The sequence below is a fragment of the Bradyrhizobium sp. Leo114 genome, assembly GCF_055229415.2.
The window spans coordinates 17509-34837 of sequence record NZ_JBUYEN020000031.1 but is presented as its reverse complement, the minus strand read 5'-3'; the positions used below and the strand labels follow the sequence as shown (position 1 = coordinate 34837).

The window sequence follows — 17329 nt, the reverse complement described above, 5'->3', positions numbered from 1 at the left end:
CGTCGTCATGGCCGGGCCTGTCCCGGCCATCCAGGTCCTTCTGCGCGTCCAAAACGTGGATGCCCGGGACAGGCCCGGGCATGACGAGATGCTCTTAGTTGTCAGCCGGCGCTAAGCGTCACGCCTGGCTCGCGATCGCCTTGCCGAGCGCCGCTTGCGCTGCGGCCAGACGCGCGATCGGCACGCGATAGGGCGAGCACGAGACATAGTCGAGCCCGACCTCGTGGCAGAACGCGACGGAAGCGGGATCGCCGCCGTGCTCGCCGCAGATGCCGACCTTGAGGTTGGGACGCGTCTTGCGGCCGCGCTCCACGCCGATCCTGACCAGCTCGCCGACGCCGTCGCGATCGACCGAGATGAAGGGATCGATCTCGAGGATACCCTTGGCGATGTAGGTGCCGAGGAAGCTCGCGGCGTCATCGCGACTGATGCCGTAAGTGGTCTGGGTCAGGTCGTTGGTGCCGAAGGAGAAGAACTCGGCGGTCTCGGCGACCTTGCCGGCCATCAGGCAGGCGCGCGGCAGCTCGATCATGGTGCCGACCTGGTAGGTCAGCTTGGCGCCGGTCTCCTTCGTCACCGCATGCGCGGTGGCGTCGATCCGCGCCTTCACCAGGTCGAACTCGGCCTTGGTGGCGATCAGCGGCACCATCACCTCGAGGCCGACGGCCTTGCCGGTGCGCTTGCCTGCTTCGACCGCGGCCTCGAAGATCGCGCGCGCCTGCATCTCGGCGATTTCAGGATAGGCGATCGCAAGACGGCAGCCGCGGAAGCCGAGCATCGGGTTGAACTCGGCGAGTTCGCGGGCGCGATCGGCGAGCCGGCGCGGATCGGTGTTCATCGCGCGCGCGACTTCCTCGATCTCGGCCTGGGTGTGCGGCAGGAACTCGTGCAGCGGCGGATCGAGCAGGCGGATCGTGACGGGGAGGCCCTTCATGATCTCGAACAGCTCGACGAAGTCGGCGCGCTGCATCGGCAACAGCTTCGACAGCGCGGCGCGGCGCGATTGCTCGTCTTCCGACAAGATCATCTCGCGCACCGTGCGGATGCGCGTCTCCTCGAAGAACATGTGCTCGGTGCGGCAGAGCCCGATGCCCTCGGCGCCGAACTTCACCGCGGTGCGCGCATCATCAGGGGTGTCGCCGTTGACGCGAACGCCGAGCTTGCGGACGGCATCGGCCCAGCCCATCAGCGTGCCGAACTCGCCCGACAGCTCCGGCTCGATCATCGGCATGCGCCCGGCCAGCACCTGGCCGATGCCGCCATCGATGGTGATGACGTCACCCGCCTTGAAGGTGCGCGAGCCCACGCTCATCGTGCCGCGGCCATAGTCGACGCGGATGGCGCCGCAGCCGGAGACGCAGGGCTTGCCCATGCCGCGCGCCACCACCGCGGCATGTGAGGTCATGCCGCCGCGGGTGGTCAGGATGCCCTCGGCCGCGTGCATGCCGTGGATGTCTTCTGGGCTGGTCTCGACACGGACGAGAATGACCTTGCGGCCGTCAGCCTGCAGCTTGGCAGCTTCGTCGGAGGAGAACACGATCTCGCCGGACGCCGCACCCGGCGAAGCCGGCAGGCCGGTGCAGATGATATCGCGCGTCGCCGCCGGATCGATGGTCGGGTGCAGCAATTGATCGAGCGAGGCCGGATCGATCCGCGTCACCGCATCTTCTTTCGAGATCAGGCCCTCATTGGCGAGCTCGACGGCGATGCGCAGCGCCGCCTTCGCGGTGCGCTTGCCGCCGCGGGTCTGCAGCATCCACAGCTTGCCCTCTTCGACCGTGAACTCCATGTCCTGCATGTCGCGGTAGTGCTTTTCGAGCAGCGTGTAGATCCGCGTCAGCTCCTTGAAAGCGTCGGGCATCGCGGTTTCCATCGAGGGCTTGTCGGAGCCGCTCTCCTGACGCGCGTACTCGGTGATGTCCTGCGGCGTGCGGATGCCAGCCACGACGTCCTCGCCCTGCGCGTTGATCAGGAATTCGCCGTAGAGCTTGCTCTCGCCGGTCGAGGGATTGCGGGTGAAGGCGACACCGGTCGCCGACGTCTCGCCCATATTGCCAAACACCATCGCCTGCACATTGACGGCAGTGCCCCAGGACTCCGGAATGTCGTGCAGCTTGCGGTAGGTGACCGCGCGCGCGTTCATCCACGAGGAGAACACCGCGCCGATCGCGCCCCATAGCTGGTCGTGCGGATCCTGCGGGAACGGATGGCCGGTCTCGCGCTCCACCGCTTCCTTGTACTTGCCGACCAGCTCGACCCAGTCGTCGCCGGTAAGGTCGGTGTCCAGCGAATAGCCCTGGCTGTCCTTGAAGGTGTCGAGGATGTCTTCGAAGTGATGGTGCTCGAAGCCGAGCACCACGTCCGAATACATCGTGATGAAGCGGCGGTAGCTGTCATAGGCAAAGCGGCGGTCGCCGGAGAGATCGGCCAGCGCCTCCACGGTCTGGTCGTTCAACCCGAGATTGAGCACGGTGTCCATCATGCCCGGCATCGAGGCCCGCGCGCCGGAACGGACCGAGACCAAAAGCGGGTTCTTGGCGTCGCCGAAGATCTTGCCAGTCAGCTTGCCGACATAATCGAGCGCCTTCTCGACCTGCGTCTTCAGCTCCTTCGGATAGGTCTTCTCGTGTTCGTAGAAATAGGTGCAGACCGAGGTCGGGATCGTGAAGCCGGGCGGCACCGGCAGGCCCAGATTGGCCATCTCGGCGAGGTTGGCGCCCTTGCCGCCGAGCAGATTACGCATCTCGGCTTTGCCCTCGGCCTTGCCGTCGCCGAAGGTGAAGACCCACTTGTTGGGCTTGATCGCCGCCGCGGCCGGCTTTGACGCCGGCGCTTTCGTCACGGATTTTGCCACCGGCTTGGCGGGGGCCTTAGCAGCAGCCTTAACAGGAGCCTTGGCAACAGGAGCCTTGGCGGGAGCTTTTGCCGCCACCTTTGGCGCGCTCTTCTTCAGCGCCTTTCGCGCCGCCGGGGCGGCCTTGCGGGCCGGGGCGGATGGCTTTGATTTCGCTGCGCTTTTCTCTGCTGCTTTCTTGGACTTGGCGACGGCTTTGGCCATGGCTTTCAACAATCCGGAGTGAGGGGCAAGAAGATGGGCGCCTTACACCACTTTGGTGTGTCGGGCGCAAGCTGCGAACGGCGTTTCGATCCTACAAATGCAGCCAGCGTAAAAGCCCCATGCCGACCAGGCCCACGAAGATCAGGTAGATCGCGACGATGAAGTTCAGCAGCCGCGGCATGACCAGGATCAGAATGCCTGCGATCAGGGCCACGATGGCAGGGACATGCGCAGCGGTGATGACCATTTGAGGAAGCTCCAGCGGATTTGTTCGGAAAGGAAATCGAATCGAGGCGGGTATTGTACTGGCATCGCGTTTTCGAGCGAAGTGTTACCGGTTTCGCATGAAGGAAACGCGTCAAACCTAGGATCCGCCCCACCCGCCAGCACGGCCAGCTATTTGAGACGTTTGACGCTTCAATCGGTTCCGCTATCCACGAAAATTGCTCAAAATTGCCGCGGATATGGCCGCGCTTTTTGCGGAACATCGACGCTCGCGATGCATTGGCCTCACATTGTGCATCGGCAAAAAGCCAGCACTCGCGGCGTCTCGAAAGGAGACCCGCCTTAACGCAAAATCGTCGCGAAGGAGTGAGCCATGCGAAACCGATTCCTTGCCGTTGCAGCGATGGCGTGCGCGATCAGTGCACCGGTCGCGGCGCAGGCGCAGAGCAGGACCACCACCGGCGTCGTCGGCGGCAACACCGTCGTAGTCGAAGAAGGTGGCGGGATCACGGTCGACCAGCGGCCGGCATTCCGTGAATATGTCGTCCGCGAACGCGTGCCGGACTATACGATTTCCGATCGCGTGGCAGTCGGCACCGTGCTGCCGGAAACCGGCGTGACAGTCTACGACGTACCGCAGCGCTTCGGCTCAACGCCGTTCCGCTACACCGTCGTGAACGGCGAGACCGTGCTGGTCGAGCCGCGCTCGCGCCGTATCGTTCAGGTGATCGACTAGCGATCAACCAGCTTTCGCCTTGAGCGAGTAGTCCGGGCGCCGTGCAAGCGGATGTGCGCGACAGCGACCGGACCCAAGAGCCCCGCCTGGCCCTCCCCTCCAGGCGGGGCTTTGCTTTGTCAAATTACGATCGCAGCATCGAGAGCAGCGTCGATGTCGACTTGTAGTTCTTGATCGCGGCATCCTGGAATTCGGGCGTCCAATTCGCGGCCTGCCGCTCTTCGGTGCTCATCGAGGAATAGGCTTTCAGGATGCCTAGGCTGAGCTGGCGCGGATCGCCGGTCGATTGGCTCTGCTTCAGCGCGTCGAGGATCGAGGCGCGGGTCCGCGCATTCAATTCCTGCTTGGCCGCATAGACCTCCTCGCCGGAAAAGCGATTGCCCTGATTCAGGGTGATTGCCGACAGCGAGCGGTTGTCGAGTGGGGACAGATCGGCCAATTGCCCGGTCTTGCGCCCGGGATCATAGACCAGCTCCTTGCCATTGCTGGCCGCCTCGCTCTTCTGACGATCGAGAAACCCGCGCACGTCGCCGGCGATATCGCTGAAGTCACGGCTCTTGTTCGGCGTAGGCGTGACCGTGCCGGCAAGCGCCGCCGCGATCGGATCGCCGGCAATTCCCGTTGGCGCCACCGTCGGGTCCGTCTGCGTCGCCTGATAGCCCTTGAACACCGCGGCGCGCTGGGCGGCCCAGGTCGCCGTCGCCTTCTCTTCGGGGCTCGCGCCATCGAGATAATCCAGCGCTGCCTTGTAGCTGACATTGTAGTCGCCGGTCAGACGCGTGGTCGCCAGCGACGGCGCAAGCGCGGCATCGAAGCGCTGCTTCAACGCGCCGGCTGCCACCGCCTGCTCATCGGGGCTGAACTTGCCGCCATTGTTGGTCGAGATCGCAAACAGCGAGCGCCGATCCAGGCTCGAGAGATCGATCGTGGTCTTGCCGTCGACCAGCGGCCCCTTCACGCCGGCTGCCGCATAGAGCCGGTCGAGCGTCGCGCGTGCGTCGTTCGTGACTATCGTGAAGTCGAGCGGCGCCCCTTTTGCGAGCTGTGCGCGGGCCGCTTCCGACAAGGTCAGGTTGGTCGCGCTGTTGGACGCGAGCGGATCGTTGGTCGCGCTGTCATTGGACAGCGTCGATGCCAGCGACGGCGTCGCCGCCGCCCGCGCATAGGCCGAACCATATTGGGCGTAAGGATTGAGCGCCGTGCCGATGGAGGTCATCGGGAAATTCCTGCATTTGCGCGCGGGCGATTTCCTTAAGAAACCGTTCACACGTCGCGACCTTGGCAGGACGTGGTTAACAGGGCGTAAATGTTGCGGGATATTTCCGCCGCCCCTGTCGCCGTCATTCCAGGGGGGTCCGAAGGACGAACCCGGAATCCATCGGGCGGCAGAGTACGCGGCGAAATGGATTCCGGGCTCGCGCTTCGCGCGCCCCGGAATGACAGCGTCAGGATCAATCCTGGATCTTCGAGAAATCCGCCACCGCGCGCGTCGCGGCACGGATCTCATTCAGCAGCTTCAGCCGGTTCTCGCGCACCTGCGGGTCGTCGTCATTGACCTTGACCTTGTCGAAGAACGCATCGACCGCCGGCCGCAGCGTCGCCATCACGCTCATCGCACCGGCAAAGTCCTCACGAGCTACCGCGCTACTTGCCTCACGCTTGACTTGATCGATCGCCTGCGCCAGCGCCTTCTCCTCGTCCTGCCGATAGAGCGACGGATCGGGCGCGCCGTCGAACGTCCGCTTGTCCCGCTTCTCCTCGATCGCAAGGATGTTGCCCGCACGCTTGGTGCCCGCGAGCAGGTTCTTGCCGTCATCAGTGTCGAGGAATTTGCCGAGCGCCTCGACACGACGGACCACGAGCAGGAGATCATCCTGTCCGCCGAGCGAGAACACGGCGTCGACGAGATCGTGCCGCGCGCCCTGGTCGCGAAGCTGGACCTTCAGGCGATCGGCGAAGAAGACCAACAGCGACGGCGCGATAGCAATCGGACTCTCAGAGGCCTTTACAGCATCACTCTCAAGCAACGTGCTGACAAAGGTCGTGATCGTCTTGATGAGGCTGGTACGAATATTGTTCTCGAGGATAAGCCTGATCACCCCGAGCGCCGCGCGCCTTAGCGCATACGGGTCCTTGCTCCCCGTCGGCTTCTCATCGATCGCCCAGAAGCCAACCAGCGTATCGATCTTGTCCGCCAGCGCGACCGCGACGCTCACGGGATCAGTCGGCACACGATCTGCCGGCCCCTGCGGCTTGTAATGCTCCTCGCTCGCTGCAGCGACCGACGCATCTTCGCCTTGCGCCAGTGCGTAGTACTTGCCCATCAGCCCCTGCAGCTCGGGGAATTCGCCGACGACTTCCGTCAGCAAATCCGCCTTCGCGAGATGCGCGGCGCGCTTGGTCTTCTCGACATCGGCGCCGACCAGCGGCGCGATCTCCGCGGCCAATCGCTCGATCCGCTTGATGCGCGCGCCCTGCGTGCCCAGCTTCTCGTGGAACACGATCTGGTCGAACTTCGGCAGCCGGTCCTCGAGCTTTGTCCTCAGATCCGTCTCGTAGAAGAACTTCGCATCGCTCAGCCGCGCGCGGATCACGCGTTCGTTGCCGGCGACGATGGCCTTGCCGCCGTCGGTGGCCTCGATGTTGGCGGTGAGGATGAACTTGTTGGTCAGCTTGCCCGTATTGGGATCGCTGACCACGAAGCATTTCTGGTTGTTGCGGATGGTGGCGCGGATCACCTCGTCCGGGATCGACAGGAATTCCTTGTCGAACGCGCCCATCAGCGCGACCGGCCATTCGACGAGGCCGGCGACCTCATCCAGCAGCCCCTGGTCCTCGACCAATTCAAAGTTCTGTGCCTGCGCCAGCGTCTTTGCATCCGCCAGGATCACGTCCTTGCGCGCCTGCGGATCGAGCACGACCTTGGCCGCCTGCAGCTTGGCTTCGTAGTCATGAAAATGGCGCACGGAGATCGCAGCCGGGGCCATGAAGCGGTGGCCAAACGTCGTCTGCCCCGCCTCGATGCCATCGACCGAGAAATTCACCACATCCGGCTCCTCGGTCTCCGGACCGAAGGTGGCGGTGATCGCGTGCAGCGGACGCACCCAGGTCAGCGCGCCGGGCCTCGCCGAACGCGCGCCCCAGCGCATCGATTTCGGCCAGGGGAAGGTTCTGACGATGACCGGCAGGATCTCGGCGAGCACGTCGAGCGCGGGCCGGCCCGGCTTCTCGATCAGCGCGATGTAGAAATCGCCCTTCTTGTCGCTCTGGATTTTTGCATCGTCGATCGAGGCAAGACCCGTGGCCTTCAAGAATCCCTGGATCGCGGGCTCAGGCCCGCCGACGCGGGGGCCGCGGCGCTCTTCCTTCAAGTCCGGCTGCCGCGCCGGAATGCCGTGCACGGTCAGCGCCAGCCGCCGCGGCGTCGCGAACGCGCGGGCACCTTCGTAGACCAATCCCTCGGCGACGAGCTTGTCGGTCACCATGCGGCGCAGATCGTCCGCCGCCTTCGCCTGCATGCGCGCGGGGATTTCCTCGGAAAACAGTTCGAGCAGAAGATCAGGCATCAGGCGGCCCTGCCGGCTTCGGTGTGGATCCAGGCTTCGCCGCAGGCCTTCGCCAGTTCGCGCACCCGCAGGATGTAGCTCTGCCGCTCCGTCACCGAGATCACGCCGCGCGCGTCGAGCAGGTTGAACACGTGGCTTGCCTTGATGCACTGGTCATAGGCCGGCAGCGCCATCAGGTGCTCCCGCTGGTTGCCGCCCTCACGCCAGCCGGCCGCGAGATATTTCTTGCAGGCTTCCTCGGCCATCCTGAACTGCTCGAACAGCATCGCGGTATCGGCAATCTCGAAATTGTGCCGCGAATATTCCTGCTCGGCCTGCAGGAACACGTCGCCATAGCTCACCTTCTCGGCGCCCTCGCGGCCGTTGAAGTTCAGGTCGTAGACGCGGTCGACGCCCTGTACATACATCGCCAGCCGCTCGAGCCCGTAGGTGAGCTCACCCGCGACAGGCGCGCATTCGACGCCCGCAACCTGCTGAAAATAGGTGAACTGCGACACTTCCATGCCGTCGCACCAGCATTCCCAGCCCAGCCCCCAGGCCCCGAGCGTCGGGCTCTCCCAATCGTCCTCGACAAAGCGGATGTCGTGCAACGCCGAATCGACGCCGATCGCAGCCAGCGATTTCAGATAAAGCTCCTGGATGTCAGGCGGCGACGGCTTCAGGATCACCTGGAACTGGTAATAGTGCTGGAGCCGGTTGGGGTTCTCGCCATACCGGCCGTCCTTCGGCCGGCGCGAGGGCTGCACATAGGCCGCGTTCCAGCGCTTGGGGCCGAGCGCGCGCAGCGTCGTGGCGGGATGGAACGTGCCGGCGCCGACCTCCATGTCGTAGGGCTGCAGGATCACGCAGCCGTAATCCGCCCAGTAGCGCTGCAGCGTCAGGATCAGTCCCTGGAACGAGCGTTCCGGGCGCATATGGGCAGGCAGAGAATCCATCGTCGGCATCGGTCTCGCGATGAGGGGTTTGAAAGCGCGCGGACCGTATCGGCGCGAAGACGGGGAATCAAGGCGAACGCACCTGCCGACTGCGCGAAAGACGCGTCCCACGTGCGCCGTCATGGCCGGGCTTGTCCCGGCCATCCACGTCTTTGGCATCCGCAGGAAGGGCGTGGATGCCCGGGTCAAGCCCGGGCATGACGAGTATGCGAGGCCTAGCCCGGCCGGTAGGCGCCGGTGACGGGGTCGCGGCGCAGGGTCGGAATCTCGTTGCGGCTGACGGCCTCGGCCATGTGGGCGCGACGCGCCTCTTCCAGTTCCTCGTTGATCCGCACGGCCGTGCGATAGGCCCAGCGGACCACGGCGAGCCCTCCCAAAACGCCCGCAAATGCGATCATGGCTGGCATCGGTCGATCCTTGTCGTTCACCTCTCAGGCCCCCAATACCTAGTATTTTCGCTTAAGCTGGGGCGGCCCGCAATCAACCTTTTGGTATCGGGTGCGGCAAACGGCAGCAGCTTCAAAGCGTTTTCGAGCGAAGTGGACACCGGTTCGCGTGAAGAAAACGCGTCAAAATAAAGAATCTGGACCTTCGGTTCTGATTCCAATCAGAACCGAAGGTCTAGAACCCGAATTTTGCCCAGATCGCCCGCGTTTCCAGCGCCGAGATCAAATCGTCCGGCAGTCCTCCGAGCGGGTCCAGCGCCGCCAGCGAACCCGCGCCCGGCGCCCGCCTGCCCAGGAGCCCCGACAACAGCCCGCTCGCGGGCGCGATCACCGGCGTCAGCACCTTTTCGCCGTAGCGGGCGCGGAGCGTCGAGCGGAGGTCTCCGATCCCGTCCGCTAGGCCGAGGGTGATAGAGGATTCGCCCGCCCAATATTCGCCGGTGAAGAGCACATCGTCGGCGCCTTTCAGCCGCGCGCCGCGGCTCTGCTTGACCAGCGCGATGAAAATCTCGTGGATCTCGCGCTGGATCGACTTCAGCCGCGCCACCTCCTCGGGCTTCTCGGGCAGGAACGGATCGAGCATCGCCTTGTGTTCGCCGGCGGTATAGAGCCGCCGCTCGACGCCGATCTTCCGGATCAGTTCCTGGAAGCCGAAGCTGCCGCCGACCACGCCGATCGAACCGAGGATGGAGGACGGATCGCAGAAGATCTCGTCGCCGGCACAGGCGATCATGTAGCCGCCGGAGGCCGCGACGTCCTCGACGAACACCAGGACCGGCAGCTTCTTCTCAGTGGCGAGCTGCCGGATCCGCAAATAGATCTGGCGTGACTGCACCGGCGAGCCGCCGGGCGAATTGATCACCAGCGCCACCGCCTTGGCGTTGCGGATCGCGAACGCGCGTTCGAGCGTCTTGGCGACGCCGGCGAGCGTCATGCCAGGCCGCAGCGGCGTCACCGCGCCGATCACGCCCGACAGTCGCACCACCGGCACCACAGCCATGCCACGCCGCAGCCGCGCCGGCAGCCAGCCCTCGAGCCTCTCGAGGAAGCCCGGCAGCCCGGGGCGATCAATTCTTTGTTCACTCATTCCCGTTACCTCGAATTAACCGTTTTTTATCGCACCACTGTCATCCAGTGATGGAACGCCCCTTGCATCGCGGTGTTCTAGCTGCAATCGCGCAGCGGAGAGCAAGATGAAAATCTATCTGCTGATTTTGCTGATCGGTACCCTGCTCGCGGCGGTTCACTTTACCGCAGCACCCGAACGGCAATCGGACAGGCTCCCGCAGCAGTAACACGACACGTCCGCGGTCCGGCATCTTCATCCGGCGAGCGGCAATATCCCCTTCCCCATCAAGCTCTCCTGTACCTCTTTATTAGGCACGCCCGACTCGTCATTGAGCACGAGAGCGGCGTGGAGGCGCGTCGGCGCGCGGCCACCTTTGACCGCGCGAAGCAGGATGCGGCCCGCCGCCGCGGTCACATCGGCGTGAACGGGCAGGATTTCAAGGCTGCCGAATCCGCGATCGAGCGCGGCCAATACCTCGGCAATGCCATCGGCGCGCCAGATCAGCGTCAATTCTCCCCCGGATTTCAGGATGCGCCGCGCGGCATGGATCCAGCCCGGCAGGGTTTTCGCCGACGCGATGTGCGCGACCTCGCGGGCCCGGTCCGGCGAAGCGCGGTGGCGCCTGGAATCATTGAAAGGCGGATTCATCAGCACGACATCGACGCTATCGGGCGGCAGGCCGGCGGCGGCAAAGGCCTCCGCTGACGATTCGACGTCGAGCACGATCACCTCAGCGGCAATCGCATTGGCGGCGGCGTTCGCGCGCGCCAGTGCCGCAAGCTGCGCGTCGATCTCGACCAGCACCAGACCGATGCCGGCAACGCGTTTGGCCAGCGCAAGGCCGGCGGCGCCGACGCCCGCGCCGAGATCGGCCACGCAATCGCCGTGACGCGCGCGCGTCGCGGCGGCGAGCAGCATGGCGTCATGCCCGGCGCGGTGACCCGACTTGAGCTGTCGCAGCAGCAATCGTCCGCCGAGAAAGGCGTCCTCGCTGACGTCGTCACCGTGCTCGGTGACGTCTTCACTCATCGGCGCGCAATTCATGCGCGAAACCCGCATCGGCCAACAACTCGCGCGCGGCGCGGTTGTCGTCCTCATGGACCAGGATCCGCCGCGGCAGGATGCCGAGCGATCCCTCGATGACGCTCATGTTCTGGTCCAGCACCAGATGATGGATATTGGCGCTGTCGAGCAATGCTGTGATCGCAGACACCAGCACCATGTCATTGGTTCGGACCAATTCCCGCAAGTGTTCGTTCTCCATGTTTCATGCCCAGCGCAGACCATGCGACAGATGTCAACAGCTTCGTACTATTGCCGCCCCAGCGCGCAGTTTCTATTGTAGCCTTCAGGCGCGGTGATCGAGTTGCCGGATCACGCCCTAGGATAGTGTGAATTCGGCAAATTTGGAGACCAGCGTGGCGGTTATTGTCCCCTTTGAAAACCCGTCGAACGCTTCGATAGACCCGCTGGTCACCCTGGTCGCCGCCGACATGGAACGCGTCAATGCGACCATCCTGACGCGGACCGGCTCCGAGGTCACCATGATCCCGGAGGTCGCCAACCACCTGATCTCCTCCGGGGGAAAACGCCTGCGGCCGATGCTGACATTGGCGATGGCCCAGCTCTCCGGCTATTCCAGGGACGGCCATATCAAGCTCGCCGCCGCCGTCGAGTTCATGCATACCGCAACCCTGCTGCATGACGACGTGGTCGACGAAAGCGAGCTCCGGCGCGGCAAATTGTCGGCACGGATGCTCTGGGGCAACGAGGCCAGCGTGCTGGTCGGCGACTTCCTGCTCGGCCAGGCCTTCCGCATGATGGTCGAGGTCGGCTCGTTGCGCGCGCTCGACATCCTCTCCTCCGCCGCCGCCACCATCGCCGAGGGCGAGGTGATGCAGCTTGCCGCCGCCAAGAACACCGCGACCACCGAGGATGAATATCTCGCCGTGATCCGCGGCAAGACCGCGGAATTGTTCGCCGCCGCCTGCGAGGTCGGCCCCGTCATCGCCAACCGGCCGAAGGCGGAGCAGACCGCCTGCCGCTCGGTCGGCATGAATCTCGGCATCGCCTTCCAGCTCGTCGACGACGTGCTCGACTATGGCGGCAAGTCCGCCAAACTCGGCAAGAATGTCGGCGACGATTTTCGCGAGGGCAAGATCACGCTGCCGGTGGTGCTGGCCTTTCGCCGCGGCAATGATAGCGAACGCGAGTTCTGGGTCCGGGCGCTGGAGCAAGGCGAAATCCGCGGCGGCGATCTCGACCACGCCATCGGCTTGATGACCAAGCACCGCGCGCTCGAGGACACGCTGACCCGCGCCCACCACTACGGCGCCATGGCCGTCGACGCGCTGGCGCTGTTTCCGCCCTCACCGATGAAGACCGCCTTGGAGCAGGTCGTAGCCTTCTGCCTGGCGCGCTCGCATTGAGCGACGCGTAGGATGGGTAGAGCGCAGCGAAACCCATCGGTACTTGCGGTACGATGATGGGTTTCGCTTCGCTCTACCCATCCTACGAAGCTGGAATCGTAGGGTGGGCAAAGCGCAGCGTGCCCACCATCCGCACTCCGCTCGTGATGGTGGGCACGCTTCGCCTTGCCCACCCTACAAGATCTACAAATCAGTCTCAGCTCAGCACGCCCGAATGCACCCACCAGATGGGGTGCTGGCGGCGCAGCTTCTCGGCGGCGCGCTGGGCGTCGGCGGTGTTCTCGTAGATCGCAAAGCATGTGGCGCCGGAGCCGGACATCCGCGCGAGCCAGGCGCCATCGGTGGCGTTGAGCGCGGCGATCACCTCGCCGATCACCGGCTGGATGCGCGCCGCCGGCGCTTCCAGGTCGTTCGAGCTGCCGGCAAGGGCCTCGACCCATTCTTCGAGCGAGCCGCCCTGCTCCGGCCAGGACGGCGCCTGCAGCATCACGTCGGTGGCGCCGACCAGGAGGTCGCCGGGGCGCAAGCCAAGCTCCGCGAACACGTCCTTGGTGGCCACCGGGATCCGCGGATTGACCATGACGCACGGCAGCTTCGGCAGGTTGAGCGGCATCAGCGTCTCGCCGACCCCGGTCATGTCGCAGGCATGCGAGGCGACGCAGACCGGCACGTCGGCACCGGTTTTCAGCGCAACGTCACGCAGACGCTCGTCGTCGAGGGCGAGATCGTTCAGTCGCGCGAGCAGCCGCAGCGCCGCCGCGGCATCGGCCGAACCGCCGCCGATCCCGGCGGCCACCGGCAACACTTTCTCCAGCACAAAGCTGCCGGCCTTCAGGCCGGGAACGCGCTCGCCGAGCAGGCGCGCGGCCTTCAGCACGAGATTATCAGCGGTCTCGCCGCAGGCCTCCGCCATCGGCCCTGACGTCGTGAGCGTGAGTTCTTCGCCCGGCGTCAGCGTCAGGCGATCGGCACAATCGGCGAACGCCACCACGCTTTCAAGGTCGTGATAGCCGTCGACGCGCCGCCCGATCACCCGCAGGGTCAGGTTGACCTTGGCACGTGCGTCCTCAATCAGCGCCGGCATCGACAAACCGCCCCCATAATAGCTTTGGATCAGCCGCCCTTGCCGTCTTCTTTCTTCTTCTCGACGGCGGCGGCGTTGTTAGAGGCGTCCTCCGGCAGGCCGTTCTCGATCTTGGCTTCGATCTTCGGCAGTTCGTCGGCCTCCGGCTTGAGGTCGCGCGCATGCGCCCACTGGAACTTGGCTTCGAGCGTGCGGCCGACCCGCCAATAGGCATCGCCGAGATGGTCGTTGATGGTCGGATCTTCCGGCTTGAGGTCGATGGCGCGCTCGAGCTGCTTCACTGCCTCATCGTAATTGCCGATGCGGTAATAGGCCCAGCCGAGCGAATCCACGATGTAGCCGTCGTCGGGGCGCTGCTCGACGGCACGCTTGATCATCTTCATGCCTTCGTCGAGATTGATGCCCTGATCGATCCAGGAATAGCCGAGATAATTCAGCACGTGCGGCTGCTCGGGCTGCATCTCCAGCGCCTTGCGCATGTCAGCTTCGGCCTTGGTCCACTGCTTGGAGCGCTCCTCGCAGATGCCGCGGTAGTAGTAGGTAACCCAGGCGTTCTTGTCGCCAGCCGTCGGCATGGCATCGATCGCCTGCGTGTAGGTGCCGGCGCAATCGGCGAACTTCTTGCGGCCACGCTCGATATTGCCGAGCGCCATGATGGCCTCGATGTCCTTCGGCGATTCGGCGGTGAGCTCCTTCAGGATCTTGATAGCCTCGTCGCTGCGGTCGGCGGCGTCGAGATCGGTCGCAAGCTGGATCTGCGCGTTGCGCTTCAGCGGCGATGAGGCCGGCATCCGCTCATAGATCTTGATCGCCATCTGCGGTTTCTTGACGCTCTCATAGAGGTCAGCGAGCGAAAGCAGCGCCAGCGGATGATTGGGCTGCAGGTACAGCGCAAGCTGCAGATAGACCAGCGCCAGATCCTCGCCGCCGCGGCGCGTCAGCGTCGCGCCGATGCCATAGAGCGCTTCGGCCGCACCGGACTGCGCCGAATCGACCAGCGGCGATAGCTTCTTGCCGGCCTTGGCCTCGCGGATGCCCTCCTGCACCAGCGGATGGCGCGGCAACTTCTTGTCGAAGGCCTCATAGAGGGACGTAGCGGCAGCCGCATCCTTGTTCCGCGACGACCAGCGCGCATATTCGTCCACGATCCGCAACATGGAATCATCGAGCTTGTAGGCGCGCTCGAAGCGGGTGCCCGCGTCCTTCTCCTTGCCGGAAAGCTCCAGGATCATGCCGGCGTGGAGATCCTTGAACAGCGGATACCATTCCGGACCGGTGAGCTTGTCGATGTTGGCGACCGCCACCTTGGCATCGCCCGCGCCATAGCTCGCCCAGGCTGCCAGCAGCGTCGCGACCAGGTCGGTGATCGGTCCGCGGATCGACTGGTTGACGTTGACCTGCGCGGCCGCGTACTTCTTCAGCTTCAGGTCGCGCACACCGACGACGAGCCGCGCGACGCGGTTCGACTTGTCCTGCGCGAGGATGCGGTCGGCAAGCTTGACGGCCTCGTCGATGTCGCCTTCGGCCAGCGAGGAGATGAAGGCGCGGTCGAGCAGTTCGTTGTTCTTCGGATCGGTGCGGAGTGCCGAGCGGTAAAATGCCGCAGCGGAGGCCGCATCGCGCTCGACGCTGGCGTGGCGGGCGGCGAGATAGCTGCCGGCCGTGGTCAGCGATTTCAGGTCGTTCTTGGTCGGAAACTGCGCCGCGTTGTCGGCAGGATGATCCGGCGTCTGCGCATAGAGCGCGCCAGGTGCGGCGAGCATGGCCAGGCTGAGAGCAGCAATCGTCCAGCGGTTAAAGCGTGTAGAAAGCATCACGGTTCGCCTTGCTCCAAGGGATTTACGGCGGGATTAACGGCGGCGATCTCTCGGGATCAGTGTCGAATGCAAACCCAAGCGGCGGCATCCCGGCCAGCGACAATGCCGTTTTTGGCCTTCAACCGCAAGGACACGGGTGGCGAATCGATTGGCAGATTGGCCTTCGAAGCCGCCGATTTAGCCAACAATACCGGAAAACGCTTCCAGTGTGGCGGTATCGTGGCCGGTGCGGCCCGATTATCGGAGCATCCACTCACGCAATTGTGGTCACCCCCGGCTTTATATCGCTGCTTGCACCACCAAGGTCACATCGCCTCATAGTTCGGCCCGCCGCCGCCCTCGGGCGGAACCCAGGTGATGTTACCGTTCGGGTCCTTCACGTCGCAAGTTTTGCAGTGAACGCAGTTTTGCGCGTTGATCTGGAAACGCGGCCCTGAGGCTTCCTCGACCCATTCATAAACGCCGGCCGGGCAATAGCGGTTGGACGGGCCGGCATAGACGTCGTGCTCCGACATCTTCTGCAGGTTCATGTCGGGGACCTTGAGATGGACCGGCTGGTCCTCCTCATGGTTGGTGTTGGAGAGGAACACCGAGGACAATTTGTCGAACGAGATCTTGCCGTCCGGTTTCGGATAGGCGATCGGCGCGTGCTGTTTCGCCGGGTCCAGCGTCTTGCGGTCGGGCTTGGCGTGCGACTGGGTTCCGAACAGCGAGAAGCCCAGCGTGTTGCACCACATGTCGAAGCCGCCGAGTGCCACGCCGAGGATGGTGCCGAACTTCGACCACAGCGGCTTGACGTTCCTGACACGATGGAGGTCCTTGCCGATGGCGGACTCGCGCCAGGCGTTTTCATACTCCACGAGCTCGTCATTGGCGCGGCCGGCGCCGATCGCCGCCACCACATGCTCGGCGGCGAGCATGCCGCTGCCCATTGCGTTGTGGACGCCCTTGATGCGCGGCACGTTGACGAAGCCGGCCGCGCAGCCGATCAGCGCGCCGCCCGGGAAGGTCAGCCGCGGCACCGACTGGTAGCCGCCTTCGGTGATGGCTCGCGCGCCATAACCGAGCCGCTTGCCGCCTTCGAGCACGGCGCGGATCGAGGGATGCGTTTTGAAGCGCTGGAATTCGTCGAACGGCGACAGATACGGATCGTCGTAGTTGAGATGCACGACGAAGCCGACCGCAACGCGGTTGTCGTCGTAGTGATAGAGGAACGAGCCGCCGCCGGTGGAATTGTTGAGCGGCCAGCCGAAGGAATGCTGAATCAGGCCCTTCTGGTGCTTGGCGGGATCGATCTGCCACACCTCTTTCAAGCCGATGCCGAATTTCGGCGGCTCGCTCTTGGCATCGAGCTGATACTTCGCGATGAGCTGCTTCGACAGGCTGCCGCGCGCGCCTTCCGCGAACAGCGTGTATTTGCCGACGAGCTCCATGCCGCGAGTGTAGGAGTCCTTGTGCGAGCCGTCCTTGGCGATGCCCATGTCGCCGGTGGCGATGCCGCGCACATTGCCAATGTCGTCATAGAGCACTTCGGCGGCAGCAAAGCCCGGATAGATTTCGACGCCCAGCGCTTCCGCCTTCGGCGCCAGCCAGCGGCAGACATTGCCGAGCGAGCCGATGTAGCAGTGATGATTGTTCATCAGGGGCGGCATCATGAAGTTCGGCAGCCGGATCGCGCCGGCGGCCGTCATCCAGTAGAAGCGGTCGTCCTTCACCTGGGTCTTCAGCGGACAGTCGGCATCCTCGCGCCAGTCCGGAATCAATTTGTCGAGCGCCGCCGGATCGATCACCGCGCCGGAGAGGATATGCGCGCCGACCTCGGAACCCTTCTCCACCACGACGATGCTGAGATCGGGATTGAGCTGTTTCAGCCGGATCGCAGCCGAGAGGCCCGACGGTCCGGCGCCGACGATCACGACGTCGAATTCCATGGATTCGCGGGGCGGTAATTCTTCGGTGCTCAT

14 protein-coding genes are annotated in these 17329 nt (G+C 64.4%); 2 read left to right on the top strand and 12 right to left on the bottom strand.

All coding sequences use genetic code 11. The annotated features are described in order from the left end of the window. Positions 1-118: 118 nt before the first annotated feature. Together ppdK and ACZIRK_RS30625 are read right to left on the bottom strand one after the other, a co-directional pair. Entirely contained in the window at positions 119-3058 is a 2940-nt protein-coding gene (gene ppdK / locus ACZIRK_RS30630) for a pyruvate, phosphate dikinase (protein WP_165435187.1), read from the bottom strand. 91 nt (positions 3059-3149) lie between these two features. After that, positions 3150-3305 carry a DUF3096 domain-containing protein gene (locus ACZIRK_RS30625; RefSeq protein ID WP_080663951.1) on the bottom strand — a complete coding sequence of 52 codons (156 nt, stop codon included), beginning with the start codon at positions 3303-3305 and terminating at the stop codon, positions 3150-3152. Between the two features lie 351 nt (positions 3306-3656). On the opposite strand from ACZIRK_RS30625, the gene ACZIRK_RS30620 reads away from it, so the two are divergent. After that, the gene (locus tag ACZIRK_RS30620; RefSeq protein WP_028166907.1) at positions 3657-4019 is read left to right on the top strand and encodes a DUF1236 domain-containing protein; all 363 of its coding nucleotides are present in this window, start codon (positions 3657-3659) and stop codon (positions 4017-4019) included. A gap of 124 nt (positions 4020-4143) precedes the next feature. Here the strand turns inward: ACZIRK_RS30620 and ACZIRK_RS30615 are convergent, their stop codons facing one another. The 7 genes from ACZIRK_RS30615 to ACZIRK_RS30585 form a co-directional block, all read right to left on the bottom strand. Continuing rightward, positions 4144-5235: a hypothetical protein gene (locus tag ACZIRK_RS30615; RefSeq protein ID WP_130225594.1), complete on the bottom strand. Its 1092-nt coding sequence runs from the start codon at positions 5233-5235 to the stop codon at positions 4144-4146. A gap of 235 nt (positions 5236-5470) precedes the next feature. Then, positions 5471-7585 (bottom strand): glycine--tRNA ligase subunit beta, encoded by a 2115-nt coding sequence (gene glyS, locus ACZIRK_RS30610; protein WP_130225595.1) that lies wholly within the window; start codon positions 7583-7585, stop codon positions 5471-5473. After that, complete coding sequence (locus tag ACZIRK_RS30605; RefSeq protein WP_130225596.1) at positions 7585-8520, bottom strand: glycine--tRNA ligase subunit alpha; 936 nt, start codon at positions 8518-8520, stop codon at positions 7585-7587. Before ACZIRK_RS30605 ends, glyS begins: the two co-directional genes overlap by 1 nt. A 215-nt stretch (positions 8521-8735) precedes the next feature. Further along, positions 8736-8927, bottom strand: a complete 192-nt coding sequence (locus ACZIRK_RS30600) for a hypothetical protein (protein WP_028166903.1) — start codon at positions 8925-8927, stop codon at positions 8736-8738. 214 nt (positions 8928-9141) lie between these two features. Continuing rightward, positions 9142-10053: a S49 family peptidase gene (locus ACZIRK_RS30595; RefSeq protein ID WP_130225597.1), complete on the bottom strand. Its 912-nt coding sequence runs from the start codon at positions 10051-10053 to the stop codon at positions 9142-9144. Between the two features lie 234 nt (positions 10054-10287). Beyond that, on the bottom strand, positions 10288-11064 hold the full coding sequence (locus ACZIRK_RS30590) for a methyltransferase (RefSeq protein WP_130225598.1): 777 nt from the start codon (positions 11062-11064) through the stop codon (positions 10288-10290). After that, entirely contained in the window at positions 11057-11284 is a 228-nt protein-coding gene (locus ACZIRK_RS30585; RefSeq protein WP_028166900.1) for a putative signal transducing protein, read from the bottom strand. Before ACZIRK_RS30585 ends, ACZIRK_RS30590 begins: the two co-directional genes overlap by 8 nt. Before the next feature lie 169 nt (positions 11285-11453). On the opposite strand from ACZIRK_RS30585, the gene ACZIRK_RS30580 reads away from it, so the two are divergent. Next, entirely contained in the window at positions 11454-12464 is a 1011-nt protein-coding gene (locus ACZIRK_RS30580) for a polyprenyl synthetase family protein (protein WP_130225599.1), read from the top strand. Positions 12465-12660: 196 nt separating this feature from the next. Here ACZIRK_RS30580 and ACZIRK_RS30575 read toward each other — a convergent pair whose 3' ends face one another. The 3 genes from ACZIRK_RS30575 to ACZIRK_RS30565 all read right to left on the bottom strand — a co-directional run bounded on the left by ACZIRK_RS30575 (position 12661) and on the right by ACZIRK_RS30565 (position 17329). Beyond that, positions 12661-13548 (bottom strand): 4-(cytidine 5'-diphospho)-2-C-methyl-D-erythritol kinase, encoded by an 888-nt coding sequence (locus ACZIRK_RS30575; RefSeq protein ID WP_130225600.1) that lies wholly within the window; start codon positions 13546-13548, stop codon positions 12661-12663. A gap of 29 nt (positions 13549-13577) precedes the next feature. Then, positions 13578-15362, bottom strand: coding sequence for a tetratricopeptide repeat protein (locus ACZIRK_RS30570; protein ID WP_130225601.1), 1785 nt, complete (start codon positions 15360-15362; stop codon positions 13578-13580). Between the two features lie 308 nt (positions 15363-15670). Further along, complete coding sequence (locus ACZIRK_RS30565) at positions 15671-17329, bottom strand: electron transfer flavoprotein-ubiquinone oxidoreductase (RefSeq protein ID WP_474418731.1); 1659 nt, start codon at positions 17327-17329, stop codon at positions 15671-15673.